This window comes from Paenibacillus sp. MSJ-34 (assembly GCF_018918005.1).
Taxonomy (GTDB): Bacteria; Bacillota; Bacilli; order Paenibacillales; family Paenibacillaceae; genus MSJ-34.
Window position 1 is genome coordinate 15397 of sequence record NZ_JAHLPR010000036.1, and the last position, 24239, is coordinate 39635.

The window sequence follows — 24239 nt, forward strand, 5'->3', positions numbered from 1 at the left end:
TACAATGATATAGTAGCGTATAAATCGAAAAGTCCGTACGTTTCTGAGGAGGCTTTGCCAATGCAACAGCGCAGCGTCGCGCGGTTCGCGCTCGTTTTTATCGTATCTGTCGCCATCGTTCTGGCGGTTGCCGCCCTTCCGCGCCTCGAATCGCGGTTGGCCTACGGCAGGCAGAACGTCCCCGTGTTCACGAATATGCCCGAAACGCATTTGGATCAGAACAATCTGGTGGATACGATGACGCAGTTGCCGCTAACTTTGCCGATCAGCAAAGTCGAATGGGACGACTCCATTCTAGCCGTAGATTTGAAATATGCCAGCGCGGGCGTCAATCCCGCCGTCATCTATGAAAATATGGCGGAAATGATCCGCTTCAGCTTTACGCAAACTTCGAACGTTAAGCAGCTGCTGCTTCGTTTCGTCATTGCCGACGAGCGTACGAAGGCGAAACGTTTGCTGCTCGCGGTGGACGCGCGCCGAAGCGAAATCGATTCGGACGTGCTTGAAGCGCTCCGCCATTTTCGCGGAGAGTCCGGCGTCGTAACGCAAAAGCTGCATTTTACATACACTTCGCATTGGCAACGCCAGTTCTCGTCCGATTGAAAAACTTCAATTTTGCATGGTCAGATCAAGTGCGCATGTAAGCATCTTGTGATATAATTATTTAGATTGCTGACTGAAATCGTCAAGTTAGAACTAGCCGTAGGTTCGGAGGCCTGTATGAAACGATATCGAATCCCAGAAATTGCCCGCAAATACGTAGAATACGATCTGATTCAGAAGCATACCAAGCTGCCGGAGTTTCCCGATTCGCGCGTGCGGCTCTTGTTTGCTTTTTTGAATAAAAGCCCGGTTTCATCCGCGAACAGCGAATTGTTTGCGCTTGTCACTTCGCTCGTGCAGATGGGGCTGGATACGCATGATTTAATCGAGCCCGCCAATATCCAGCAAGCCGAGCGCGAGATGCGCTCCCGCCAGTTCAAAGTGCTTGCGGGGGATTATTACAGCAGCCGGTTTTATCACTTGCTGTCCCAAGCGGGGCAAATCGATACGATCCGCACGCTAAGCGGCGCAATCTGCGAAGTCAACCGTTTGAAAGTGAATTTATACGTCAAAATGAAACAATGCATCGTGACCGCTGAAGAATATTTGCAACAATTAGTGCAGTTGAAAATGCAACTGTTCGTTGCCTTCTCCAAGCTGTTCGACGACAAGGACGCCAAGTCGTGGTCCGAATTGCTGCGAGCGTTTACCCATTGCGAGGTGCTCCAAGGCGAGCTCGGCAAAAACGAGCAAGTGGACACGTTCGCCGGATCGTGGGCGTACTGGCATATTTGGCATCAAGGCACGGACGAAGAACTGAAATCGCTGCGAGCGAACGGATTGGACGCAGCCGCTTTACGGGCGATGCTGCTGAAATACGATATCCGCAATAAATTAGTGGACAAGCTGAGCCAGACGGTCGAGCACATTCAAACGGTGTTGCGCGAGCTTGACTCCGAGAAACTGTTGAACGAACTGATGCTGATCGGGGAGCCGTTTGTGCGGCTTGTCCGGCATTCGGCGCCAGCGCTCAGGGAAGGTTAGGTGAACGGATTGGAAACGAAATCTTCCGGCACGAAGGAACAATTCGTCCATTCGGTGTTTGAAAGCATTGCAACCAAATATGACGTGATGAACGATATACTGAGTTTTCGAAGGCATAAGTCGTGGCGCAAGTTCACGATGAACAAAATGAACGTCGGTCCCGGCGACACGGCGATCGACTTATGCTGCGGCACATGCGATTGGACAATCGCATTGGCGCAGGCGAGCGGAAGCGGCGAAGTCGTGGGGCTCGATTTCAGCAAAAACATGCTCGACGTCGGCCAGGCGAAAGTCGACCGCCTGGAATTGAACAAGCAAATATCGCTCGTTCAAGGAAATGCGATGCAATTGCCTTTCGAAGATGACCGCTTCGATTACGCGACGATCGGCTTCGGCCTGCGCAACGTTCCGGACCTCGTTCAAGTGCTGAAAGAAATGAGGCGCGTTGTTAAACCCGGCGGCATGGTCGTTTGCCTCGAGTTGTCGAAGCCGACCTGGCAGCCGTTCAAAAGCATTTATTATTTTTATTTTCAACGGATTTTACCGATACTTGGAAAGCTGATCGCCAAACGATACGAGCAGTATAAGTGGCTGCCCGATTCGCTTGCCGCTTTCCCGGACCATAAGGAACTTGCGCGCATATTCCGTGAGGTCGGGCTTGGCGACGTACAAGCTTATCCGTTGATGAGCGGCATCGCCGCTCTTCATATCGGAATCAAGGAGCATGGACATGATTAGGAAAATTCGAATTTTTCTAGAAATGATTAAAATCGAACATACGTTATTCGCGCTGCCCTTTGCGTTTATGGGGGCGGTACTCGGATCGGTCGTCGTCAACGACCATCTCCCGTCATGGGGCCAAATCGGCTGGGTGTTGCTCGCGATGATCGGGGCGCGCAGCGCCGCGATGGGACTGAATCGGTTGATCGACAGGGTCATCGACAAGAAAAATCCGCGCACGGCCATGCGCGCCATCCCCGCGGGGTTGCTCCAATCGAAAGAAGTCATCATATTCGTTATCGTATCTTTTGCATTATTGTTCTGGGCTGCCGCGGAACTGGCCCCGTTAGCGTTGAAACTGTTGCCGATTGCCGTGTTCCTTCTCGTCTTTTATTCCTACACGAAACGATTTACATGGCTGTGCCATATTGTGCTCGGCATGACGATTGCGCTAGCGCCGCTGGGAGGCTGGGTGGCCGTTACCAATCAAGCGGATTGGAGGGCGCTCATTTTTTATGTCGCTTGCGCCTTTTGGACGGCCGGCTTCGACATCATCTACGCATGCCAGGACTACGAGTTCGACCGCGAAGAAGGGTTGCATTCGATTCCCGTTCGGTTCGGCATCGCCAAAGCGCTGCATATTGCCAAAGCGTTTCATATCATTACGGCATTGGGCTTTATTTCGTTAATGATATTTACCGATTTAAGCTGGTGGTATTTGGCCGGCACGATTATCGCCAACGCGATCTTGTATTACGAGCATCATATTGTCAAACCGCATGACCTGAGCAAATTGCAAACGGCGTTCTTTACGATGAACGGCGTGCTAAGCATTGTCGTTTTCGCGTTTACGCTCATTGACCTGGTGGTGTTGAAATGAAGGCGCAAGCAAGCCGGAACGGAAGGTGGATTGTAGGAATTACGGGAGCGAGCGGCGCGGTGTACGGCGTGAAATTGACGGAGACGCTTCTTGCGTCCGGCTGCTCTGTCCATCTTATCGTAACCGAAGCAGGCTGGAGAGTGCTGAAGGAGGAGCTGGGCTGGGACGCGACGCAGCGCCAGGCCGAACTTGAGCGCCGGTTCGGATCGCACTCCGGATCGCTCGAATATCATCCGATCCGGGACATCGGCGCCAGCATCGCGAGCGGATCTTTCCGGGTGAGCGGCATGTTTATTATGCCTTGTTCGATGGGGACGCTGTCCTCCATTGCGCACGGCGCTTCGGATAATTTAATGGCGCGGGCCGCGGACGTCATGATGAAGGAAGGCAGGCCGCTCGTCATCGTGCCGCGCGAAACGCCGCTGCATGCGATCCACCTTGAGAATATGCTGAAGCTTTCCCGCATGGGAGTGCGCATCGTGCCCGCGATGCCGGCCTTCTATTACCGGCCCGAATCGCTCGACGATATCGTCTCGTTCCTGGTCGGGAAAGTGCTTGACCAAGTCGATATGGAACATCAATTGTACACTAGATGGGGGAATTCGGATGAACACGAATCTGAGAGACCCGATTCGCATAGGGGAAATTAATTACGCCAACGTATGGCCGATGTATTTTTATTTTACGCCGCAAGCTTTGCAAATCGATGTGGAAATGATTCAACAGTTTCCAACCCAGTTGAACCGCGCCATGTTGAATGGTACGATTGATATGGGACCGATTTCGTCTTTCGCTTACGGCGCTTCTTATGAACGTTACATGCTGTTCCCGGATCTATCCGTCAGCGCTTTCGGACCTGTCAAATCGATTTTATTGTTTATGAAAAAACCGCTCGAGCAGGTCGTAAACGGCCGGATCGCATTAACGACGACATCGGCCACATCGGTCAATTTATTGAAAATTATTATCGACCGCTTCTACGGAGGCCGCCCGACTTACTTCGACGCCGAACCGGTGTTGGAAGATATGATGAAGGACGCAGACGCCGCGCTCCTCATCGGAGACCATGCCATTCGCTCCTCGTGGACGAACACGGAGTATGAAATTCTCGATTTGGGCGAATGTTGGCGCCGCTGGACGGGCCATTGGATGACATTTGCCGTCTGGACCGTATCCAGCGATGCGGCAGCCCGCCATCCGAAGCAAATCCGGCAAATCGTGGACGCGTTCGAAGAGAGCAAGCAGCGCAGCATTCGCGATCCCGAGCCGCTCGTTCGCGCCGCCTGCGCCAACATCGGCGGCACGGCCGATTATTGGCGCAGGTATTTTAACGGATTATGCCACGATTTTGGACAAAAACAGCAAGATGGGTTAAAATTGTATTTCCGGTATGCCAAGGAACTCGGTTTAATCGATAAAGATGTAGAAATTCGCATTTGGTCAGAGAATTCGGTCGTATAGGTGAAATAATGAAACTATTGGATATTTACTCAGCCTTGAAAAACGACGTTCAATTCATGGAAAAGCAGTTGGAGAAAAGCGTGCTCAGCGATCACGAACTGCTCAGCGAAACGTCATTGCATTTATTAAAAGCGGGGGGAAAGCGGCTTCGTCCCGTTTTTGTTCTGCTGGCCGGCAAATTCGGGACCTATGACTTGCACAAATTGCAGCATGTCGCCGTTCCGCTCGAATTGATTCATAGCGCTTCGCTCGTTCACGACGACGTGATCGATAACGCGGAAACGCGCAGAGGCAAGCCTACGGTAAAATCGAAATGGGACAACAGAATCGCGATGTATACGGGCGACTATATATTCGCGAAAGCGCTCATCATCGCGACGCAGCTGCAGAACCCGTTGGTTCACCAAATATTATCCAAGGCGATCGTCCAAATGTCCATCGGCGAAATGGAGCAAATCCGCGATTTTTTCAACACAGAGCAAACGATCCGCAACTATTTGCTCCGCATCCGCCGCAAAACGGCATTGCTGATCGCGGTGAGCTGCCAACTCGGCGCGATCGCGTCGGACGCGCCCGCCGAAGTCAGCAACAAACTGTATCGATTCGGTTATAATGTAGGCATGGCCTTTCAGATTCGCGACGATTTGCTCGATATATGCGGAACGGAGAAGCAGCTTGGCAAACCGCCCGGCAGCGATATGAAGCAAGGCAATATCACGCTGCCCGTACTGCTCGCGCTCCAGCAGCCCGAATTGCGCGGGCCGCTGCTGGATCAAATTGCAATCATCCATGAGAGCGACGGCGCTGCGGGCGTAGCGGCGGCGCTCGACATGATCCGCAGCAGCAACGGTATCGACATTGCGGACCGATTGGCGAACCGCTACATTGCCAAATCGCTTCATGCGCTCGAAGGGCTCCCTGACATCAAAGCGAAGAAAAATCTTACGGAAATCGCGCACTTTGTAGCAAAACGATCTTATTAACTTTCTGTGAAATTCACAAAACTTTGAGGAGTGACAGTTATGGAAAGAACGTTTTTGATGGTCAAACCGGACGGAGTACAACGCGGATTGATCGGTGAAATTGTAGGTCGTTTCGAGAAAAAAGGGTTTAAGCTGGCCGCGGCCAAAATGATCGTCGTCTCGCGCGAACAAGCCGTCAGGCATTACGCCGAGCATCAAGGGAAACCGTTCTTCGAGGAATTGGTCAGCTTCATTACTTCGGGCCCGGTATTTGCGATGGTATGGGAAGCGGACCAAGTGATCGCGCTGTCCCGGACGATGATCGGCAAAACGAATTCGCTCGAAGCCCAGCCCGGAACGATCCGCGGCGATTTTGCGGTTCATACGAACTTCAACCTGATTCACGGATCGGATTCTCCCGAAAGCGCGGCGCGCGAAATCGCCAATTTCTTCGAGCCTCATGAGTTGATTACATATAACAAAGAGATCCAACCTTGGATTTAATGCCGGAGCGTGATTCCACTGGAAGATAGGGATTATTCGCAATTTATCGAACAAGTGAAGGGGAAGACGGGGATCGATCTGGCGCAGTACAAAGAAGCTCAGATGAAGCGCCGGCTGACGACGCTCCGTATGAAAAACGGTTATCAAACCTTCGCTTCGTTTTTCAAAGCTATGATGGAGAATGAAAGCCTGTTCTACGAATTTCTCGATCGGATGACGATCAACGTCTCCGAGTTTTGGCGCAATCCGAATCGATGGGAGACGCTGCGGCAAGCGATTTTGCCGGAGCTCGCGCGGAGAAGCCCGCGCTTGAAATGCTGGAGCGCGGCTTGCTCGACAGGGGAAGAACCTTATTCGCTCGCCATGATTTTGTCGGAAATGAATTTGCTGCGGCAATCGCAAATTCATGCAACCGATATCGACGACGGCGCATTGGGTCGGGCGAAGCAAGCGGTTTATATGGAGCGCTCGCTCAAAGACGTTCCGCCCGCATACATCAAGCGTTATTTTAAGCAGGAGCAATTATTATACCGCATTGTCGACGAATTGAAAGCGGCGATTCAATTCCGCAAACAAAACTTGCTGTTGGACTCGTTCGATAATCATTACGATTTAATTATTTGCCGCAACGTTATGATATATTTTACGGAAGAAGCCAAATCGAAATTATATCATAAATTCGCAAAATCGTTAAAAAGCGGCGGCGTACTGTTTGTCGGCAGTACGGAACAAATATTTTCGCCGGGACAATACGAGCTCGAACCGTTGGAAACGTTTTTTTACCGTAAAAAATAAATGCGCCGGTATGCGCGGCCGATGTATATTGCTTCCCTTTCCTTCCAATACTAAAACTAACAGTCAGACTAAGTGGAGGTCAATGGAATGGACAAGCGGAAAGTCATTGCCGCATATCGCCGTGGGTTTATTTCCATACAAGAGTGTGCGCAAATTTTGGGCATTGAATCCGCACAAATTAAAGGATTGGTCAACGACCCGCAATATGCGGAAGTGCCGATCGTAATCAAGAAGCACTCAGCAAACGGTTAATCGAGATGAATGCGCTGTTCGGCTTGCAAGAGCCGTGCGGCGCTTTTTTGCGTTTTGCGCCTAGTCAGCGGTTGTCAAACCGTTTGAACGTATACTATAATGAGCAAAGACAAGAATCGGGTTTTAGTCGTTTACAGCTTAAAAAGTTTAAAGGGGGAACGCAGCGTGACTTTACGTTATTTAACAGCGGGTGAAACTCACGGTCCGCAATTAACTGCCATTATTGAAGGTCTTCCGAGCAATTTGGAGCTGGATTTCGAACAATTGAACTTTCAATTGCACCGTCGCCAGAAAGGGTACGGACGGGGGCGCCGGATGCAAATCGAAAAAGATACGGCGAATATCGTCGGCGGGGTTCGCCACGGCAAAACGACGGGAGCGCCGGTGGCGCTTGTCGTCGCTAACAACGACTGGAAGCATTGGATGCAAATTATGAATATCGAGCCGATCGAAGGCGGAGACGAGGCGAAACGCCGCGTGAACCGTCCGCGCCCGGGCCATGCCGATTTAAACGGCGGTTTGAAATACAATTTGAAAGATTTGCGCAACGTGCTTGAACGTTCCAGCGCGCGCGAAACGGCGGCGCGCGTCGCATGCGGCGCGGTGGCGCGGCAGCTGTTGGCGGCATTCGGCATCAAAGTGGCCGGGCAAGTTATTCGCATCGGCGAAATCGAAGCGCCGCCGCATGACTTGCCGATCGATGAATTGATCCAACGCACGGAGGAATCGTCGGTCCGCGTCGTCGATCCGGAGACCGAGAAGAAGATGGAAGCGTATATCGACCAGATTAAGGCCGAAGGCGATTCCATCGGCGGCATCGTCGAATGCATCGTCGAGGGCGTGCCGGTCGGACTCGGGAGCCATGTGCAGTACGACCGCAAGCTGGACGGGCGAATTGCGCAAGCGGTTATGTCGATCAACGCCTTCAAAGGATGCGAAATCGGCATCGGCTTTGAAGCCGGAACGATGCGCGGCTCGCAAGTTCACGATGAAATCCTGTATTCGGCGGAACGCGGCTATTACCGCGCTACGAATCGGCTTGGCGGATTTGAAGGCGGGATGACGAACGGAATGCCGATCGTCGTGCGCGGCGTAATGAAGCCGATTCCGACGTTATACAAGCCGCTGCGCAGCGTAGATATCGATACGAAAGAACCGTTCACCGCGCAAGTGGAACGTTCCGACAGCTGCGCCGTTCCCGCCGCAAGCGTCGTCATGGAGCATGTGGTGGCATGGGAAGTGGCCAAAGCGTTTTTGGAAAAATTCGGCGGGGATTCGATGGAGGAAATCCGCGCGAATTATAATAATTACTTGAAGCAACTGGAGCAGTATTAAGATGCGCGAACTGCGGGTCGAACTTCCCGACCGTTCCTACCCGATCTATATCGGCGAAGGGCTGCTTGGCGACGTCTCCTCCATGTTCGTCAAGCATGAAATTACGAAGAAAAGTCCGATATTAATCGTAACGGATGAACATATTGCGCCTCTTTATTTGGAGAGCGTGGAGTCCAATTTGCAAGCCGGAGGGTATTCGGTCGTACACGCGATCGTCGAGGCGGGGGAGAAGTCGAAGTCGCTCGCCGTTTTGGAAGAGATCGTGACGATTGCGCTCGATGCGGGACTGGACCGCCATTCCACCGTAGTCGCGTTGGGCGGTGGCGTGGTCGGAGATTTGGCGGGTTTTGCAGCGGCCTCTTATATGCGGGGCGTGAAATTCGTGCAAATTCCGACGACCATATTGGCGCATGACAGCAGCGTCGGCGGCAAAGTCGGCGTCAATCATCGTCTCGCCAAGAACATTATCGGCGCGTTCCACCAGCCGGAAATGGTATTGTACGATACGGCGACGCTGCGATCGCTGCCGGAACGCGACGTGAAATCGGGCTTGGCGGAAATGATTAAGCACGGGTTGATTTGGGACGCCGAATTCGTCGCATGGTGCGACGAGAACGCGGAACGGCTGATCGGCTTGGAAGCCGAAACGTTGAGCTACGGATTGTATCAAGGCTGCAAAGTGAAATCGATCGTCGTTTCCCAGGACGAGAAGGAGAACGGCTTGCGCGCTATCCTGAATTTGGGACATACGATCGGGCATGCGCTGGAAGCGGTGGCGAACTATGATACGCTGCTGCACGGGGAAGCGATCTCCATCGGGATGGTCGGAGCCGCGAAGCTGGCCGTCCGGCTCGGTTACGACGAATCGATCTATACCGAGACGAAGCGGATTTTGCGGAAATTCGGTTTGCCGATCCGGGTGCCGCAACAGATGAACGTCGATGACATCATGAATGCCATGATGCATGACAAAAAATTCAAGGAAGGCCGTACGGTCTTTATCGTGCCGGTCGCCATCGGCAAGGTGGAAATCAAGCAAGACGTATCAACCGAACTGGTGCGGCAAATTGTGGCTGAATTGAAGGAGGAAGCTTAGGCATGTACGTTAGAGGAATCCGCGGAGCGACGACGGTCAAGCAAAATGAAGAACATGAAATTTTGGCGGAAACGATCGTTCTGCTGAATGAAATCGTGCGGGAGAACGATTTCAAACCGGAAGACATATGCAGCGTATGGGTGACGATGACGACCGATTTGGACGCGACCTTTCCGGCCCGAGCGATTCGGCAAATGGCGGGCTGGGAGCTGGTGCCTTTAATGTGCTCCGTTGAAATTCCGGTGAAAGGCAGCTTGCAGCGCTGCATCCGATTGATGGTGCAAGTGAATACGGACAAGAGGCAGGATGAAATCCGCCACGTTTATTTGAACGAGGCGAAAGCGCTGCGACCGGATTTGGCGGAAAGCTCGAAGTGACGCCTATGCATGCCATACAGGCTCTAATGGGAACCCCTCTTCGCAAAACGATCGTTGACGTACCTACCCTTATCGTGTATAGTGGTTGTAACGAGAGTTGAGCTTAGTTGAGAAGAGTAGTTAGTCCGTAGAGATGAGCCTGAGCAGAGCAGTATGAGAGCGGTGCTTATACAGCAATATATCGAGAAGGCCGGGAGCGGTCTTTATATTTCTTGCCGCAGTTTGTTGCAGGCATGGACTATAAAGTGCCTTGTTTCTTGTCTTCGCCGGACTATAACCATTTCGAAACAACCTCTACTTCGGTAGAGGTTTTTTTATTTTCGGCCAACTCGATCAAGCGAAACGAGGAGTGATGTTCATGGCGACCCCTGATGTGGATAAAGTGATTCGGCTTGCGCAAGAGTACAACTTGATTCCGCTGGTACGGACGTTAATGGCGGATACGGAAACGCCGATTCGCATCTTTCAACACTTTTACCAAGACCGGCGGGCATTTTTACTGGAAAGTGTCGAGGGTGGCGTGAAATGGGCCCGCTACTCCTTTATCGGGACCGATCCGTTCTTGATGATCAAGGGCAAGATGGGCATGATGGAGATCGAGACGAAAGACGGCGTCCGCAAGATGGAAGGGAAGCCGATCGAAACGTTGAAGTCGTATTTGCGCTCCTTCCGCAGCCCTTCGCTTGCGGAACTGCCGCCGTTTACGGGCGGAGCGATCGGATTTTTCGGTTACGATCTGCTTCAGTATTACGAACAGCTGCCCGCCCATGAGCTCGACGATATGCAGATGAACGACATTCAATTTATGTTTTGCGACCAAGTGATTGTGTTTGATCATATGAAGCAGCAAATTCAAGTGATCGCCAACGTGCATATCCCGGACAAAGCGACCGACGAGCAAATTAGACAAGCGTACGAAACGACGTCGCGCAAGATCGATGCCGCCGTCGAAAAGTTGAAGCAGCCGATCTCGTATGCCGTGATGAGCGGCAAACCGATCCCGGAAGACGTCGATCTCGGGGAAGTGCATTCCAATGTGACGAAGGAACGGTTCCTGAGCAATGTCGAGCGGGCCAAGGAGTATATTCGCGCCGGGGACATCTTTCAAGTCGTCTTATCGCAGCGGTTCCATATCGCGACAGACGTTTCGCCGCTCCATGTATACCGCGTATTGCGAACGATGAATCCGTCGCCGTATATGTATTATTTGAAGATGGACGACGAGATCATCGTCGGAACGTCGCCGGAAGCGTTGGTGAAGGTGGATGGGGAACGGGTGGAAACGAAGCCGATCGCCGGCACGAGACCGCGAGGGAAGACAACGGAAGAGGATGAGGCGCTCGAGCGGGAATTGCTCGCCGACGAGAAAGAGCGCGCCGAGCATGTCATGCTCGTCGATCTGGGGCGAAACGATATCGGGCGCGTGGCCGAATTCGGTACGGTGCGCTGCGACTCGTACATGGAGATCGAACGGTATTCGCACGTGATGCATATCGTTTCGAATATTTCCGGCAAGCTTAGGCATGACAAAGACTTTTTCGATGCGTTCATCTCCTGCTTGCCTGCGGGAACGTTATCCGGCGCGCCGAAGTTAAGAGCAATGGAAATTATTGCGGAATTGGAGAAGGAAGCGCGCGGAGCGTACGGAGGCGCGATCGGATACCTCGGATTCGGCGGAAATATGGATACTTGCATTACGATCCGGACGATCATTTTCAAGCAAGGGAAAGCGTACGTCCAGGCGGGAGCGGGGATCGTATGGGATTCGATTCCGGAGAGCGAATATTTGGAGACGCAGAATAAGGCGAAAGCGATGCTGAAAGCGATTCGGATGGCGGAAGAAATATTCGTGACGAAGCTTCCCGAGGACGAGAAGCGGTTCACGAACTTGGATTATTTCGTAAAAGCATAGAAAGGGGCGGACGGGCATGATGAAACAAGCGATTGGGAAATTGATTGCCGGAGAGGACTTGTCGCGCGAGGAAGCGCGTTCGGTTATGGATGAAATTATGGAGGGCCGCGCGACGCAGGCGCAAATCGGGAGCATTCTGACGGCGCTTCGCATCAAAGGAGAGACGATCGACGAAATTACCGGCTTCGCCGAATCGATGCGGAGCAAATCGAATCGGCTCCGAACCGAACAGTATCGATTGCTCGATACATGCGGCACCGGCGGATCGGGCATTCACAAATTCAATATTTCGACGGCTTCGGCCATTATCGCCTCTTCGGTATCGGTCCGGGTCGCCAAGCACGGCAACCGGTCCGCATCCGGAAGGGCGGGCAGCGCGGATGTGCTGGAAGCGCTGGGCGTCAATATTAATTTAACTAGCGATCAAGCGGCAAAATGTTTGGACGAGATCGGCATTTGCTTTCTGTTCGCGCAGCTTTACCATCCTTCGATGAAGCATGCGGCCGCGCCGCGCAAAGAACTCGGCGTACGGACGATTTTCAATATGCTCGGCCCGTTGACGAATCCGGCGGGAGCGGACCGGCAATTGCTCGGCATTTACGACCGCGGCAAGACAGCGACGATCGCCTCGGTCATGCAGCAGCTCGGCCTGAAACGGGCGATGGTCGTATCGAGCCACGACGGATTGGACGAAATCAGCATTTCCGCTCCAACGCAAGTATCGGAGCTGGTCGGCGGCGATATTCGAACGTACGATATCGATCCGGAGGCGATCGGGCTTCGGACTTATCCGATCAACGAAGTATTGGGCGGAGACGCCGCTACGAACGCGAACATTATTCGCCGCGTCCTGCAAGGGGAGCAAGGCGCATACCGGGACGTCGTATTGGCCAACGCCGGCGCATGCATTTACGTCTCCGGGCTGGCTCCGTCGATTCAGGACGGCGTGCGGGCGGCGGCGGAAGCGATCGACACGGGCAAAGCTTACGCAAAATTGCAACAATTAATTGAAACGACAGGAGAACTGAGCTATGTTTCTTGACCGTATTGTAGCAACGAAGAAAGAAGAAGTGAACAGGCTCGCGGAAACGTTTCGGCTGGAGGAAGCCGAACGGAATATCGCGAAGATGCCGGCATGTTTAGGGTTCGAGCGAGCGCTTGCCGCGAAGCGCAAGCGCGAGGTCGGTTTGATCGCCGAAGTGAAGAAAGCTTCGCCGTCCAAAGGGTTGATCCGCCCCGATTTTCATCCGGTCGAGATCGCCCGTTCTTACGAAGCCGCGGGTACCGATTGTATTTCCGTATTGACGGATGAAACGTATTTTCAAGGAAGCAACGATTATTTGACATCGGTGCGTCGAGCCGTCGGCGTTCCGATTCTGCGCAAAGACTTTACGATCGACGCGCGGCAAATTTACGAAGCGAGATTGATCGGCGCAGACGCGATTTTGTTGATCGCGGCGATATTAACGCCTTCCCAAATCGCGGAATATATCGATACGGCCAAATCGATCGGCCTGGACGCGCTCGTCGAAGTGCATGACAGCGCCGAATTGGAGGCGGTGCTGGAGTTGAACAAAGCGACGTTGATCGGCATCAACAACCGCAATTTGCATACGTTCGAAACGGATTTGCGCACGACCGAGCGTTTGATCGGCCAGATGCCGGACGGCGTTACCATTGTAAGCGAGAGCGGCATCGCCGGACCGGAAGATATCGAGTTCGTACGAGCGGCCGGAGCGCATGCCGTCCTGATCGGCGAACATTTCATGCGGCAGCCGGTCGTCGCGCAAGGCGTTACGGATTTGCTCGGGCCGGTACGGAACGAAGGGGGCGTGCGCTCATGACGGCGACGGTGAAAATATGTGGACTGCAAACGGTTGAACTGCTAGAATCGATGATAAACTTGCCGGTCGATCAAGTCGGCTTCGTGTTCGCCAAGAGCAAGCGGCAAGTCGATGCGGAGAAGGCACGGACGATGATCGACTTTATTCGCGCACAGAAGGGCTTTGCCCCTTTGACGGTCGGCGTGTTTGTCAATCCGGCCAAGGAAGAGTTGCAGGCGGTTTTGTCCAAAGCCGAATTGGACGTCGTGCAGCTGCACGGGCAGGAAACGCCGGAATTTTGCCGTTGGGTGAAAGAGACGTTCGGAGTGCAAGTATATAAAAGCTGTTCCATTGCGACCGCTCGCGAAGATGGCGGTACGGCCGCAAGCGGCGCTGAGAACGCCGCGGGGGTGGCGGTCCTGAAGGACGGAGCGATGGAGCGGATAGCGGCGTATGCAGGAGCCGTCGACGCGATTTTGCTCGATACGTACGATCCGGAGCAGGCGGGGGGATCGGGCAAAGCGTTCGCATGGGATCGGATTCCGCGCTATCAAGCTTGGGCGCGCGAGGCAGGCGTGAAATTGCTCGTCGCCGGCGGCCTGGATGCGGATAACGTCGCCGGATTGATCGAAGCGTATGGGCCGGACGGCGTCGACGTCTCGAGCGGCGTGGAAACGGACGGCGTGAAAGATATCGCGAAAATTACGGCATTTGTGGAAAGGGTGAAAATCGGATGAATCGAGTACCGGATGAGAACGGACGGTTCGGCGGGTTTGGCGGACGTTACGTTCCCGAAACGTTGATGAACGCATTGTTTGAATTGGAGGAAGCATATAACCGATTTGCCGAAGATTCCGAATTTACGGCAGAGGTCAACTATTTGTTGAAGCAATATTCCGGACGGCCGACGACATTATATTACGCGCAGCGGCTGACGGAGCATCTCGGCGGCGCTAAAGTATATTTGAAGCGCGAGGATTTGAATCATACCGGAGCCCATAAAATTAACAATACGATCGGACAGGCCGTCCTGGCGAAGCGGATGGGCAAGAAGAAAGTGATTGCCGAGACGGGCGCGGGCCAACACGGCGTAGCAACGGCGACGGTAGCGGCTTTGCTCGGTTTGGAATGCAAAGTTTTCATGGGCGAGGAAGATACGAAGAGGCAACAATTGAACGTATTCCGCATGAAGCTGCTCGGAGCCGAAGTGGTGCCGGTGTTGTCCGGAACGCGGACGCTGAAAGACGCGTGCAACGAAACGCTGCGTTACTGGGTGAGCAACGTGCAGGATACGTTTTATATTCTCGGCTCCGTTACCGGGCCGCATCCTTATCCGATGATGGTCCGCAACTTCCAGCGCATTATCGGCGACGAAGCCCGCAAGCAAATTCTTGAAACGGAAGGGCGCCTTCCCGACGTTGTGGTCGCGGCCGTGGGAGGCGGCAGCAACGCGATGGGCATTTTCTATCCGTTCGTTCAGGACGAAACGGTCCGGCTGGTCGGCGTGGAGGCGGCGGGGAGAGGCGTCGACACGCCTTATCATGCGGCTACGATGACGAAAGGAAGCCAAGGCGTATTTCAAGGCTCCTTCAGCTATTTGCTGCAGGACGAATACGGCCAGGTTCAACCGGCCCATTCCATTTCGGCCGGACTCGATTATCCGGGTATCGGTCCGGAACACGCGTATTTGAAAGACAGCGGCCGGGCGCAATATGTGCCGATCACGGACGGCGAAGCGCTCGACGCCTTGCAGCTGTTATGCCGGACGGAAGGCATTATCCCGGCGCTCGAATCGGCGCATGCCGTCGCGCAAACGATCAAGATTGCTCCGACCATGGGCAAGGATGATATTATCGTCGTTAGTTTATCCGGCCGCGGAGATAAGGACGTTGAGTCGATCATGAACTATTTGGGAGGTGGCTTGGATGGCTACGAATCGCATTGATCAAACGTTCGAACGGCTCGCTCAGGAAGGGAAGACCGCGCTGATCCCGTTCTTGACGGTCGGGGATCCGTCGATCGCGATGACGATCGAAATATTGAAACAACTGGAGCTTGCCGGAGCGGATATCGTCGAGCTCGGCGTTCCGTATTCCGATCCGCTTGCGGACGGCCCTGTCATCCAGCGCGCTTCGGAACGGGCGCTTGAAAGCCGGATTACGATTCTCGATTGCATTCATGTCGCGAAGGAAGCGAGAGATCAAGGCGTGCAACTCCCGTTCATCTTGTTTACGTATTATAATCCGGTGCTGCAGCTCGGCCTGGATTCATTCTTCGAACTGCTGCAGGCTAACGATATAAGCGGAATGATTATTCCGGATTTGCCGTTCGAAGAAGACGCGGAAGTCCGCGAACGGGCGGCTGCGGCGGGCATTCATCTGATTCCGCTTGTCGCGCCGACGTCCAATGACCGTATCGCCAAAATCGTCAGCCGCGCCGGCGGATTTATATATTGCGTTTCTTCGCTCGGCGTAACGGGGGTTAGAGCCGCATTCCATGAAGGAATCGGGCAATTTATCGCTACGGTGAAAGAGCATGCCTCGGTTCCGGTTGCCGTCGGATTCGGCATTTCCAATAACGATCAATTCCGCATGTTCTCGCAGCTTTGCGACGGCGTCGTCGTCGGAAGCGCAATCGTGCGCGAAATCGAACAGGCGCTGCCGCTGCTCGGCTCCCCGTCTACGAAAGATCAAGGACTCTTGCAAATCCAAAATTTTGTGCGACAATTAAAAGCATGAAAACAGAAAGGATGATTGCCGGTGCAACCGAAACCGAATATAGTGAATTTGCCGATATACCAGCCTGGGAAACCGATGGAAGAAGTGAAGCGGGAACTCGGATTAAGCGAAGTGATCAAGCTCGCATCGAACGAAAATCCGTACGGTTGTTCCGATAAGGCGAAACAGGCGATTGCCGATGAAATCCGTAACACCAGCATTTACCCCGACGGATTCGCCGTCGATTTGACGGCCGCCGTCGCCGAACATTTAGGCGTCGGGACGAATCAAATCGTGTTCGGAGCGGGTTCCGACGAAGTGATTCTTATGATTGCGCGCGCTTTCGTTACGCCTGGCGACGAAACGATTATGGCGGATCAAACGTTCCCGCAATATAAACATAACACCGACATCGAAGGGGCGCTTGCGATCGAAGTGCCCCTTCGGGACGGTACGCACGACTTGCAAGCGATGCTCGGCAAAGTGACGGACAAGACGAAAATCATTTGGGTTTGCAATCCGAACAATCCAACGGGTACGATCGTTTCGCATGACGAACTTATTCGTTTTATCGAACAGGTGCCCGAGACGGTTATGGTCGTGCTTGACGAGGCTTATTGCGAATATGTTACCGATCCTTCCTATCCGGACGGTCTCGCTTTGCTTCGCCGTTTCAAAAACGTCGTTTTATTGCGCACATTTTCCAAAATTTACGGATTGGCCAGCCTCCGGATCGGATACGGCGTCGGCCATCCGGATGTGATTAAATTGATCAATCAAGTGCGCGAGCCGTTTAATACGACACGTTTCGGCCAAGCGGCGGCGCTTGCGGCGCTTCAGGACCGGCAGTTCATCGAACAATGCCGCAGCAGCAATGCTGCGGGCATCGAATATTTGCAAAAGGAATTTGCCCGTTTAGGGTTGTCCTCCTTCCCGGCGCATGGTAATTTTATTATGGTGGACGTGAAGCGGCCCGCCTCTCAAGTATTCGACGGATTGCTGCGCAAAGGCATCATTACGCGCGCCGGCCACAAGATGTACCCTACTTATATTCGCGTGACGGTAGGATCGCCGGAGCAAAACGATAAGTTCGTTCATGCGCTGGAACAAGTAATGAATGAAATTCCCGTCGAAGCTTAATCTATTGTAAATGAGTGAAGTCAATGACAACGAAAATCGCGATTTTTGGAGTCGGACTCATCGGTGGATCCCTGGCTCTTTGCTTTAAAGGCAAGCCGGGGATGACCGTCGTCGGACATTCCAATAACCCGGACTCGGTTCGCAAATATATGGCGCGGAATGTAGTCGATTTCGCGACGACGTCCATGAGCGAAGCGGCGGAAGACGCCGATTTTATTTTTTTATGTGTTCCCGTAGGCAGGCTGGAAGCGTATTTGGAAGAGCTAAGCAGGCTGCCGCTGAAACCGGGATGCATCATTACCGATGTCGGCAGCACGAAAGCGTCGATCGCCGCTTGCGCGCGGCGGATCGATCTGCGGGACGCCCATTTTATCGGAGGGCATCCGATGGCCGGATCGGAGCGGTCCGGCGTGGAAGCGGCGACTTCGCTGCTGTTCGAGAACGCCTTCTATGTGCTTACGCCGGAGCCGGACGGTTCGGAAGAAGCCTATGAGAGCCTTCGCCGGCTCTTGCTGCATACGAGAGCGCAAATCGTCAGGGTAGATCCGAAGCTGCATGACGATATCGTCGGCGCCATTAGCCATTTGCCGCATATTATCGCCGTCGCGCTCGTCAATCAGATTAAAGGGTATAACGAAACGAACGCGCTCTACCGCAGCCTGGCTGCGGGAGGCTTCCGCGACATTACGCGGATCGCATCGAGCGATCCGGTTATATGGCGCGATATATTGCTGAACAACAAGGAAGTCCTGCTGGCGTTGCTGGAGGACTGGAACGGCGAAGTCGCTCATTTTATCGATTTGCTGAAACGCGGGGACGGGGAAGGGATCGAGCAAGCATTCAACGAAGCGAGCCGGTTCCGCAGCGGATTGCCGGAGCGGCGGAAAGGAATAATAACGTCCTTGTACGATCTGTATGTCGACGTGCCCGACCATCCGGGAATTATCGGCAAAATCGCGACAGAACTCGGCAACAGCCACGTCAATCTCAGCAACCTGCAAATTATCGAGAGCAGGGAGGACGTTCCCGGCGTGCTTCGCCTGTCCTTCCGCAACGAGGAGGATAAGGATCGGGCGTACGCTCTGCTCGAGTCGATGGATTTTAAAGTATACGTATAGAGCCGTTGGATGACGAAATATATGGGACGATGCCGCCGCCTGACGAACCGATTTTGGAGGCGTTCCAGGCGGCATTTGTTCCCTAAATCCATGCGCCCCCGAAAAAGTGAAAAACAACTGTTGACAAAATGAAAACGTATACATATAATAAAACTACAGTATGGTTTCTCTCCACTCCTATCCAAATACATGGCACTTTTGTGCAGCCACCTGATTTTCAGGTGGTTCTTTTTTTATTCTTAAAAAATATTTATCCTTGGACGAGCCAAGATATGATACAATAAGAGAGGTATGTTTTCAAAAAAATGGTGTAGTTTGCTAATAGAAGGTTATCGACTTTCCTACATAGGTTTTGGTAGATTTCTGACACGGATGCTTTGCCGTCCTATTGGCGATAAAACTTGCTTTCTATATATTCGGAACGATTCATTCGAAGAAAAGGATAAATTTTTGCGGAATACCGCAACTTTTTCTGCCCTGTTCGGTATTAATATGTAATTCGAACTGGGAGGAACATGGTTGGTCAAGGAGGATCTCATCGATGACCGATTCCCAGCTAATTCGTGAAATTAAAGACGGGAACGTGCAGTTGTACTCGGAGTTAATGCGACGTTATCAAAGGAAAATTCTGGCATTTATATATCATATGTTAAAGAGCGCGCAATTGGAGTTGCTAGCGGAAGATTTATGTTCGGAGACGTTTTACAAAGCGTTTCGCAGCTTGAATTCGTTTCGCGAGGTGGACGCTTCTTTCTCCACTTGGTTGTACACGATTGCTAGAAATACGGTGCTTAGCGAGCTTCGCAAGCAAAGGGCCGGCAACGTGTCGCTCGACGAAAGCGGGATCGTTCCCGTTGCTCCGCCCGAAATTGCACCGGAGCAAGCGATATTGCGCAGTGAGAAAGTAAGCATGGTCCGGGAAGCGATCAATAATTTGCCCGAAAAGCAAAGGTCCGCGCTCATATTGCGCGAATACGACCAGTTGGATTATCAGGAAATCGCCAATATTCTCGGGCAAACGGTCAGTTCTGTCAAATCTTTATTATTCCGAGCGCGAGCTAGCGTCAAGACGCAGCTGGAGCCATATTATGTCGAGACCGTTTATGAGGAATACGAAGGGATGAAATCGAGATGAATTGCCTTGAGGTACAAGAATTGCTAGGCAGTTATTGGGATCTGCCGCAAGGGGATGCGAACCGCATCAAGGTGGAACGCCATATCGAATATTGCGCAAGCTGTGCCCAACAATTTAAAATATGGGAAGAGAGCCAGGAACTGATTCTTTCGTTCTCGGAGGATACCGTTCCGATTGCATCGGGCGACGTCAGCGACAATGTGATGAATCGGATTTATGCCGAATCGTCATGGTTCGCTCCCGTAAGCCACCGCACTTACGCTTTCACGGCAAAGCTCAGACGGAACATCGCCGCGCTGGTAGCATGCTTTATGGCCGTATTTCTGTGCAGTTTTATGTATCTTGCCGTGACGGGCGGTCTCGGACCGAAACATAACGAATTGATTCCGACCGCAGTCGCTTCGGAGATGAACTTTACGACCGATTTTAATCTCGGAGAAATACCCGTTGCCAGCATTGGCGATCCGCCGATTTTGAAAGTCGTGCCTACATATCCGCAATACTGGATCGCGCTTTCTCTATTGGGCGTAGCCTTTACGCTGCTGATGCTGAACTGGCTCGCAAGAGTACGACATTGAAAGGAACTAGACACGCGTGCAAATCGGACTAATTCGCCACGGATTGACAGATTGGAATGCGCTTGGCAAAATTCAAGGACAAACGGATATTCCGCTGAATGCGGACGGAAGGAAGCAAGCCGAAGCAATGGCTTCGCGTCTTATCGACGATGCCGGACCATGGGATTATATCGTTTCAAGCAACTTATCCCGCGCGCTAGAAACGGCGCGAATCATTGCCGAACGTTTGGATATGCCGATATTGCCTCCGGACCCTCGGCTCATTGAACGGTCGTACGGTTCGGTCGAAGGTACGACGCAAGAAGAGAGAGTTCGCAGATGGGGCGCCGACTGGAAGCGGCTCGATCTCGGTCAAGAGACCGACGCATCGATGCAGGCGAGAGGGCTCGACTTTATCGAAGATTTGTACGGCCGGTATCCGCAATCCAATATTTTGGTCGTGACGCACGGCAGTTTCTTGGCTCAACTGTATACCGCCCTATTTCAAGACCGGTTCCAGGAGCATATCGGCAATCTTTCCTTTACGATACTGGAAAGAAAGGACGCCGAATGGATTCCGCTTCTCTACAATTGCACTCGTCATTTACAAACGATAGAATAGCCCGAATATTTGGGCTATTTTTTTTGTTTCGAAGAATAAAAGCCGGCAAAAATCCAATAATGGTTTGTAAAAGGGGCGTAGAAGTTATGAATTTCGCAGATATGCTCAGTTTTGCCGACATCCAGCAATTGACGCGCATCGCACACTATTACAATTGCGAATGCAACGCAAATTCCAAAAACGATTTGATTCAATCGATCTTGTCCACCGTCAGCCGCAGAGATATTTTCGAACAACATATTAACCGGCTTAGTTTGGAAGACTTGCGGTTTTTGAATTCGATTTTGTTCGATCAGCGCAATTCGTTCAGCCTCGAGGAGCTTGTCGCCCGGGTCGGACAAACGAGGTTTGAGAAATCGGAAGAGGCGGCCTCCAGCCCGCGGGATACGATTATGAAATTTAAACATCTCGGCTGGTTGTTTAACGGCTACTCCCATCATTCCCGCTATTTGTTTCAGGTGCCGCTGGATTTAAGGGAACGGTTCCGCGAGGCGTTGTCGAACAGATTCCGCAGCGAGCTGACCTTTACCGGAGAGCCGTCGGTATACAGGGACGAACAGATGTTGATATTGGACGATTTTCATCAATTTCTACGATATGTGTATGAGCAAGACATTCCGTTGAATATGGAAGGAGCGATGTACAGAAAAAATCAGCAGCAATTATTCGAAAGGTTTGCCGTCAACGAAGATTTGGTCGCAAAGGGAGGGTGGAGATTCGGTTACGGTCGCCGTTTCAAAGAATATCCGAACCGCTTCTCGCTTCTCTACGACTTCGCTTATTATCAAGGGTTTATTGAAGAACGCGACAATCGGCTTGCGCTGACCCAATTGGGACAACAGTGCATAACGGAAGGAACGAAACCGCAGTTGACACAGTTATATCGCTTCTGGTTGCGGTTGTACAAAGGAGCGATCCCGAATTTGTCGTCACTCGTTCATTGGGTGGACATATGCGCCCGGAATTGGGTATCTGTGTCTTCTCTGCGCACAATTATTTGTCCGTTCATTAAACCTTATTACTATGACGACGCGGAGTCGATTTTGGAAGAACGCATTTTGAAAATGATGCTTCATCTAGGTTTGCTCCGTTTCGGAGAAGACGAGCAGGAAGGCAGGGCGGTCGTCGTAACGAAGCTGGGATCCGCGTTGATTCAAGGCATCTACGTCTCGCATGAAGATAAAATCGAGCTCCCGGTTGACAAGTAAAGCGATGACTGGTAAAATCACTCCAATTTTAGAGGTTGTTCACACTTTTTGAACACGCATTTTAGACAGGAGTGGTTGCCCAATGTACATACCTTATTCGGGAATAATGCCGAACGTGGCGCCATCGGCTTATATAGCGAGCGGCGTCAAGATTGTCGGCGATGTATCGATCGGCAACGAATCGTCCGTTTGGTTCAATGCGGTATTGCGCGGAGACCTGGCTCCGATCCGGATCGGAGAGCGCACCAATATTCAAGACGGATGCGTCGGCCATGTCAATACCGATCAGCCCCTCATCGTCGCGGACGACGTGTCTGTAGGCCACGGCTCCATCATACACGGCTGTACGATAGGCACAGGTACATTAATCGGAATGGGGGCTATTGTACTAAACGGAGCCGAAATCGGTGAATATGCTTTAGTAGGGGCAGGTTCGATCGTTACCGAGAACAAAAAAATTCCGGCCTATACTCTTTCTCTAGGTTCACCCGCCAAGGTCGTCCGAGAGTTAACCGAAGAAGACTTATTGCGTATGCGTCGAACAGCGGAAAGTTATGTGGTGAAAGGAAAGGAATATAGGATCTCTTAAACGTTGGTTTGGAGGTGCATCCTATGGATAAAATGAAAGTTACTTATGAAGCGATGTTGAGTTTGGCGGCGGAAATGGCATTGGACGAGGCGCTCCGCAAATATCGAGCAGAACGAATATACGAGGAAATCGACAAGGCGCTGGCTTCGGGGGACGAAGCGACGTTCCGCTTGCTAACCGATCAACTGAAAACTTTAAATTAAAGAAACGCGCGCGCGTTTCTTTTTTTGTTCGGCCAAGACGATTTCAATTTTATACGCTTCCGTATATAATGAAAACCTGAAGGGGTGGAAAAAATGAAATTTAGTGATATTTCAGCGGAAGAATGGAAAGAACTACAACCATACCTCGATACTTGCCTTCTGCCGGTCACCGGGTTAACCGGACGGGAACAACCTTGGGAAACGACCGAAGCTTTGGAAGATTTGCGGGATTGGATGGATATGGTCGAAATTCCGTTCCGCGGGAGAGTCGTTACATATCCGGCCATGCATTATGCCGGGGGAGAAGACGGGGTCAACGAAGTTTGCCGTCAATTGAAGAATGCGGGGTTTCGATACGTCATCTTGATTTCGTCGCGTCTCGAATTGAACGGCGAATCGTTTCCCGAAGCCGATCTGGCGATATCGCCGACGTCCGAGAGCGAGCCGGGCGGGAAACCGAGAGCGGCGGACATTTCCAGGATGGTGCAGGAGCTTTGGCGATAATTGTGATTGAATTGTGACAAATTCTCAACATTTGAATCATCTGCGCTTCATCTGCTTTATAAATAAGCTTGGAAATTCTTGACGCTATAGGGCGCCTAAGATATTATAATTATGTCCAAGTTAATAAGTGATTTTGGTCATTGAAATGACGCAAGATATGGTTGACAAGGGGGGTAGAGCACAGAATGAGTAACCATAACGAACATGAAGAGACGACGAACCACGGCGGTCTGACGCGCAAAGAAATTTCCCGGCGCCAATTTTTGACGTATACGTTAGGCGGCGCTACCGCGTTCATGGCGGGCGGGGCGGTTATTCCGATGATTCGATTCGCGGTGGATCCGCTGTTGCAGAAGAAAGATACAGGCGCATTCGTGAAAGTTGCCGAAGAGAGCAAAATTACGGAAGAGCCGACTGAATTTACTTTCCAGAAACATCAGGTTGACGGCTGGTATGAGAGCGATCCGACTTTTTCCGCATACATTGCGAGAGATTCCAAGGGAGAGATTTTTGCGTTGTCTCCGATTTGTCAGCATCTAGGCTGTACGGTCGGCTGGAACAGCGACAAAAAATTCCCGAACGAGTACCACTGCCCATGCCATGGAGCCCACTACACGAAAGACGGCAAGCAGCTTGCCGTAGCGCGCGGTCCGTTGAAACAGTACGACATTAGGATTGAAAACGGATGGGTTTACTTGGGGGATATTATCGAGAATACGAGAGTGAAATAGGAGGCGTAGAG

Annotated in this window: 29 protein-coding genes; all 29 read left to right on the plus strand. The window is 52.1% G+C overall.

The window, feature by feature from the left end; genetic code table 11:
* Positions 1 to 60: 60 nt before the first annotated feature.
* Positions 61 to 603 carry a hypothetical protein gene (locus tag KQI79_RS18245; RefSeq protein ID WP_216539727.1) on the plus strand — a complete coding sequence of 181 codons (543 nt, stop codon included), beginning with the start codon at positions 61 to 63 and terminating at the stop codon, positions 601 to 603.
* Between the two features lie 117 nt (positions 604 to 720).
* Complete coding sequence (locus tag KQI79_RS18250) at positions 721 to 1587, plus strand: heptaprenyl diphosphate synthase component 1 (RefSeq protein ID WP_216539728.1); 867 nt, start codon at positions 721 to 723, stop codon at positions 1585 to 1587.
* 9 nt (positions 1588 to 1596) lie between these two features.
* Positions 1597 to 2325: a demethylmenaquinone methyltransferase gene (locus KQI79_RS18255; RefSeq protein WP_216539795.1), complete on the plus strand. Its 729-nt coding sequence runs from the start codon at positions 1597 to 1599 to the stop codon at positions 2323 to 2325.
* On the plus strand, positions 2318 to 3187 hold the full coding sequence (locus KQI79_RS18260; protein ID WP_216539729.1) for a UbiA-like polyprenyltransferase: 870 nt from the start codon (positions 2318 to 2320) through the stop codon (positions 3185 to 3187). The genes KQI79_RS18255 and KQI79_RS18260 overlap by 8 nt, the downstream gene beginning before the upstream one ends.
* A complete protein-coding gene (locus KQI79_RS18265) occupies positions 3184 to 3837 on the plus strand; it encodes a UbiX family flavin prenyltransferase (protein WP_216539730.1) in 654 nt (217 codons plus the stop codon). Before KQI79_RS18260 ends, KQI79_RS18265 begins: the two co-directional genes overlap by 4 nt.
* Complete coding sequence (locus KQI79_RS18270) at positions 3794 to 4648, plus strand: menaquinone biosynthetic enzyme MqnA/MqnD family protein (RefSeq protein WP_216539731.1); 855 nt, start codon at positions 3794 to 3796, stop codon at positions 4646 to 4648. The genes KQI79_RS18265 and KQI79_RS18270 overlap by 44 nt, the downstream gene beginning before the upstream one ends.
* 8 nt (positions 4649 to 4656) lie before the next feature.
* Entirely contained in the window at positions 4657 to 5631 is a 975-nt protein-coding gene (locus KQI79_RS18275; RefSeq protein WP_216539732.1) for a polyprenyl synthetase family protein, read from the plus strand.
* Between the two features lie 39 nt (positions 5632 to 5670).
* On the plus strand, positions 5671 to 6114 hold the full coding sequence (gene ndk / locus KQI79_RS18280) for a nucleoside-diphosphate kinase (RefSeq protein WP_216539733.1): 444 nt from the start codon (positions 5671 to 5673) through the stop codon (positions 6112 to 6114).
* Between the two features lie 18 nt (positions 6115 to 6132).
* Positions 6133 to 6909 (plus strand): CheR family methyltransferase, encoded by a 777-nt coding sequence (locus tag KQI79_RS18285; RefSeq protein WP_216539796.1) that lies wholly within the window; start codon positions 6133 to 6135, stop codon positions 6907 to 6909.
* A gap of 87 nt (positions 6910 to 6996) precedes the next feature.
* A complete protein-coding gene (locus KQI79_RS18290) occupies positions 6997 to 7161 on the plus strand; it encodes a hypothetical protein (protein WP_216539734.1) in 165 nt (54 codons plus the stop codon).
* A 165-nt stretch (positions 7162 to 7326) separates the two neighbouring features.
* Positions 7327 to 8496 carry a chorismate synthase gene (aroC, locus tag KQI79_RS18295; protein WP_230191178.1) on the plus strand — a complete coding sequence of 390 codons (1170 nt, stop codon included), beginning with the start codon at positions 7327 to 7329 and terminating at the stop codon, positions 8494 to 8496.
* A gap of 1 nt (position 8497) precedes the next feature.
* Positions 8498 to 9592 carry a 3-dehydroquinate synthase gene (aroB, locus tag KQI79_RS18300; RefSeq protein ID WP_216539736.1) on the plus strand — a complete coding sequence of 365 codons (1095 nt, stop codon included), beginning with the start codon at positions 8498 to 8500 and terminating at the stop codon, positions 9590 to 9592.
* A 2-nt stretch (positions 9593 to 9594) separates the two neighbouring features.
* Positions 9595 to 9969 carry a chorismate mutase gene (aroH, locus tag KQI79_RS18305; protein ID WP_216539737.1) on the plus strand — a complete coding sequence of 125 codons (375 nt, stop codon included), beginning with the start codon at positions 9595 to 9597 and terminating at the stop codon, positions 9967 to 9969.
* A gap of 358 nt (positions 9970 to 10327) precedes the next feature.
* Positions 10328 to 11881 (plus strand): anthranilate synthase component I, encoded by a 1554-nt coding sequence (trpE, locus tag KQI79_RS18310; protein WP_216539738.1) that lies wholly within the window; start codon positions 10328 to 10330, stop codon positions 11879 to 11881.
* Between the two features lie 16 nt (positions 11882 to 11897).
* A complete protein-coding gene (trpD, locus tag KQI79_RS18315) occupies positions 11898 to 12923 on the plus strand; it encodes an anthranilate phosphoribosyltransferase (RefSeq protein WP_216539739.1) in 1026 nt (341 codons plus the stop codon).
* Complete coding sequence (trpC, locus tag KQI79_RS18320; protein ID WP_216539740.1) at positions 12913 to 13725, plus strand: indole-3-glycerol phosphate synthase TrpC; 813 nt, start codon at positions 12913 to 12915, stop codon at positions 13723 to 13725. The genes trpD and trpC overlap by 11 nt, the downstream gene beginning before the upstream one ends.
* Positions 13722 to 14441, plus strand: a complete 720-nt coding sequence (locus KQI79_RS18325; protein ID WP_216539741.1) for a phosphoribosylanthranilate isomerase — start codon at positions 13722 to 13724, stop codon at positions 14439 to 14441. The genes trpC and KQI79_RS18325 overlap by 4 nt, the downstream gene beginning before the upstream one ends.
* Positions 14438 to 15649 carry a tryptophan synthase subunit beta gene (gene trpB, locus KQI79_RS18330; RefSeq protein ID WP_216539742.1) on the plus strand — a complete coding sequence of 404 codons (1212 nt, stop codon included), beginning with the start codon at positions 14438 to 14440 and terminating at the stop codon, positions 15647 to 15649. The genes KQI79_RS18325 and trpB overlap by 4 nt, the downstream gene beginning before the upstream one ends.
* Positions 15630 to 16442: a tryptophan synthase subunit alpha gene (gene trpA / locus KQI79_RS18335; RefSeq protein WP_216539743.1), complete on the plus strand. Its 813-nt coding sequence runs from the start codon at positions 15630 to 15632 to the stop codon at positions 16440 to 16442. The genes trpB and trpA overlap by 20 nt, the downstream gene beginning before the upstream one ends.
* Positions 16443 to 16463: 21 nt before the next feature.
* Positions 16464 to 17561, plus strand: coding sequence for a histidinol-phosphate transaminase (gene hisC, locus KQI79_RS18340; protein WP_216539744.1), 1098 nt, complete (start codon positions 16464 to 16466; stop codon positions 17559 to 17561).
* 23 nt (positions 17562 to 17584) lie between these two features.
* Complete coding sequence (locus KQI79_RS18345; RefSeq protein WP_216539745.1) at positions 17585 to 18679, plus strand: prephenate dehydrogenase; 1095 nt, start codon at positions 17585 to 17587, stop codon at positions 18677 to 18679.
* Between the two features lie 541 nt (positions 18680 to 19220).
* The gene (locus tag KQI79_RS18350; RefSeq protein ID WP_216539746.1) at positions 19221 to 19814 is read left to right on the plus strand and encodes an RNA polymerase sigma factor; all 594 of its coding nucleotides are present in this window, start codon (positions 19221 to 19223) and stop codon (positions 19812 to 19814) included.
* The gene (locus KQI79_RS18355; RefSeq protein WP_216539747.1) at positions 19811 to 20392 is read left to right on the plus strand and encodes an anti-sigma factor family protein; all 582 of its coding nucleotides are present in this window, start codon (positions 19811 to 19813) and stop codon (positions 20390 to 20392) included. The genes KQI79_RS18350 and KQI79_RS18355 overlap by 4 nt, the downstream gene beginning before the upstream one ends.
* A gap of 16 nt (positions 20393 to 20408) precedes the next feature.
* A complete protein-coding gene (locus KQI79_RS18360; protein ID WP_216539748.1) occupies positions 20409 to 20993 on the plus strand; it encodes a histidine phosphatase family protein in 585 nt (194 codons plus the stop codon).
* A gap of 86 nt (positions 20994 to 21079) precedes the next feature.
* Positions 21080 to 22201, plus strand: a complete 1122-nt coding sequence (locus KQI79_RS18365; protein WP_216539749.1) for a hypothetical protein — start codon at positions 21080 to 21082, stop codon at positions 22199 to 22201.
* Between the two features lie 82 nt (positions 22202 to 22283).
* Positions 22284 to 22790 carry a gamma carbonic anhydrase family protein gene (locus KQI79_RS18370; RefSeq protein ID WP_216539750.1) on the plus strand — a complete coding sequence of 169 codons (507 nt, stop codon included), beginning with the start codon at positions 22284 to 22286 and terminating at the stop codon, positions 22788 to 22790.
* A 23-nt stretch (positions 22791 to 22813) separates the two neighbouring features.
* A complete protein-coding gene (locus KQI79_RS18375; protein WP_216539751.1) occupies positions 22814 to 22993 on the plus strand; it encodes an IDEAL domain-containing protein in 180 nt (59 codons plus the stop codon).
* A 93-nt stretch (positions 22994 to 23086) separates the two neighbouring features.
* Positions 23087 to 23497: a DUF2487 family protein gene (locus KQI79_RS18380; RefSeq protein ID WP_216539752.1), complete on the plus strand. Its 411-nt coding sequence runs from the start codon at positions 23087 to 23089 to the stop codon at positions 23495 to 23497.
* A 185-nt stretch (positions 23498 to 23682) separates the two neighbouring features.
* The gene (locus KQI79_RS18385) at positions 23683 to 24228 is read left to right on the plus strand and encodes a ubiquinol-cytochrome c reductase iron-sulfur subunit (RefSeq protein WP_290370018.1); all 546 of its coding nucleotides are present in this window, start codon (positions 23683 to 23685) and stop codon (positions 24226 to 24228) included.
* Positions 24229 to 24239: the final 11 nt, after the last annotated feature.

What these genes read in the sequence shown, in the direction of transcription:
- aroH (WP_216539737.1), top strand. Translation starts at nt 9,595, where the DNA reads ATGTACGTTAGAGGAATCCGCGGAGCGACGACGGTCAAGCAAAATGAA.
- KQI79_RS18290 (WP_216539734.1), top strand. Translation starts at nt 6,997, where the DNA reads ATGGACAAGCGGAAAGTCATTGCCGCATATCGCCGTGGGTTTATTTCC.
- KQI79_RS18245 (WP_216539727.1), top strand. Translation starts at nt 61, where the DNA reads ATGCAACAGCGCAGCGTCGCGCGGTTCGCGCTCGTTTTTATCGTATCT.
- trpA (WP_216539743.1), top strand. Translation starts at nt 15,630, where the DNA reads ATGGCTACGAATCGCATTGATCAAACGTTCGAACGGCTCGCTCAGGAA.
- KQI79_RS18375 (WP_216539751.1), top strand. Translation starts at nt 22,814, where the DNA reads ATGGATAAAATGAAAGTTACTTATGAAGCGATGTTGAGTTTGGCGGCG.
- KQI79_RS18345 (WP_216539745.1), top strand. Translation starts at nt 17,585, where the DNA reads ATGACAACGAAAATCGCGATTTTTGGAGTCGGACTCATCGGTGGATCC.
- KQI79_RS18265 (WP_216539730.1), top strand. Translation starts at nt 3,184, where the DNA reads ATGAAGGCGCAAGCAAGCCGGAACGGAAGGTGGATTGTAGGAATTACG.
- KQI79_RS18355 (WP_216539747.1), top strand. Translation starts at nt 19,811, where the DNA reads ATGAATTGCCTTGAGGTACAAGAATTGCTAGGCAGTTATTGGGATCTG.
- KQI79_RS18325 (WP_216539741.1), top strand. Translation starts at nt 13,722, where the DNA reads ATGACGGCGACGGTGAAAATATGTGGACTGCAAACGGTTGAACTGCTA.
- ndk (WP_216539733.1), top strand. Translation starts at nt 5,671, where the DNA reads ATGGAAAGAACGTTTTTGATGGTCAAACCGGACGGAGTACAACGCGGA.
- KQI79_RS18270 (WP_216539731.1), top strand. Translation starts at nt 3,794, where the DNA reads ATGAACACGAATCTGAGAGACCCGATTCGCATAGGGGAAATTAATTAC.
- KQI79_RS18260 (WP_216539729.1), top strand. Translation starts at nt 2,318, where the DNA reads ATGATTAGGAAAATTCGAATTTTTCTAGAAATGATTAAAATCGAACAT.
- KQI79_RS18250 (WP_216539728.1), top strand. Translation starts at nt 721, where the DNA reads ATGAAACGATATCGAATCCCAGAAATTGCCCGCAAATACGTAGAATAC.
- KQI79_RS18385 (WP_290370018.1), top strand. Translation starts at nt 23,683, where the DNA reads ATGAGTAACCATAACGAACATGAAGAGACGACGAACCACGGCGGTCTG.
- KQI79_RS18275 (WP_216539732.1), top strand. Translation starts at nt 4,657, where the DNA reads ATGAAACTATTGGATATTTACTCAGCCTTGAAAAACGACGTTCAATTC.
- aroB (WP_216539736.1), top strand. Translation starts at nt 8,498, where the DNA reads ATGCGCGAACTGCGGGTCGAACTTCCCGACCGTTCCTACCCGATCTAT.
- KQI79_RS18350 (WP_216539746.1), top strand. Translation starts at nt 19,221, where the DNA reads ATGACCGATTCCCAGCTAATTCGTGAAATTAAAGACGGGAACGTGCAG.
- trpC (WP_216539740.1), top strand. Translation starts at nt 12,913, where the DNA reads ATGTTTCTTGACCGTATTGTAGCAACGAAGAAAGAAGAAGTGAACAGG.
- trpB (WP_216539742.1), top strand. Translation starts at nt 14,438, where the DNA reads ATGAATCGAGTACCGGATGAGAACGGACGGTTCGGCGGGTTTGGCGGA.
- trpE (WP_216539738.1), top strand. Translation starts at nt 10,328, where the DNA reads ATGGCGACCCCTGATGTGGATAAAGTGATTCGGCTTGCGCAAGAGTAC.
- trpD (WP_216539739.1), top strand. Translation starts at nt 11,898, where the DNA reads ATGATGAAACAAGCGATTGGGAAATTGATTGCCGGAGAGGACTTGTCG.
- KQI79_RS18370 (WP_216539750.1), top strand. Translation starts at nt 22,284, where the DNA reads ATGTACATACCTTATTCGGGAATAATGCCGAACGTGGCGCCATCGGCT.
- KQI79_RS18365 (WP_216539749.1), top strand. Translation starts at nt 21,080, where the DNA reads ATGAATTTCGCAGATATGCTCAGTTTTGCCGACATCCAGCAATTGACG.
- KQI79_RS18380 (WP_216539752.1), top strand. Translation starts at nt 23,087, where the DNA reads ATGAAATTTAGTGATATTTCAGCGGAAGAATGGAAAGAACTACAACCA.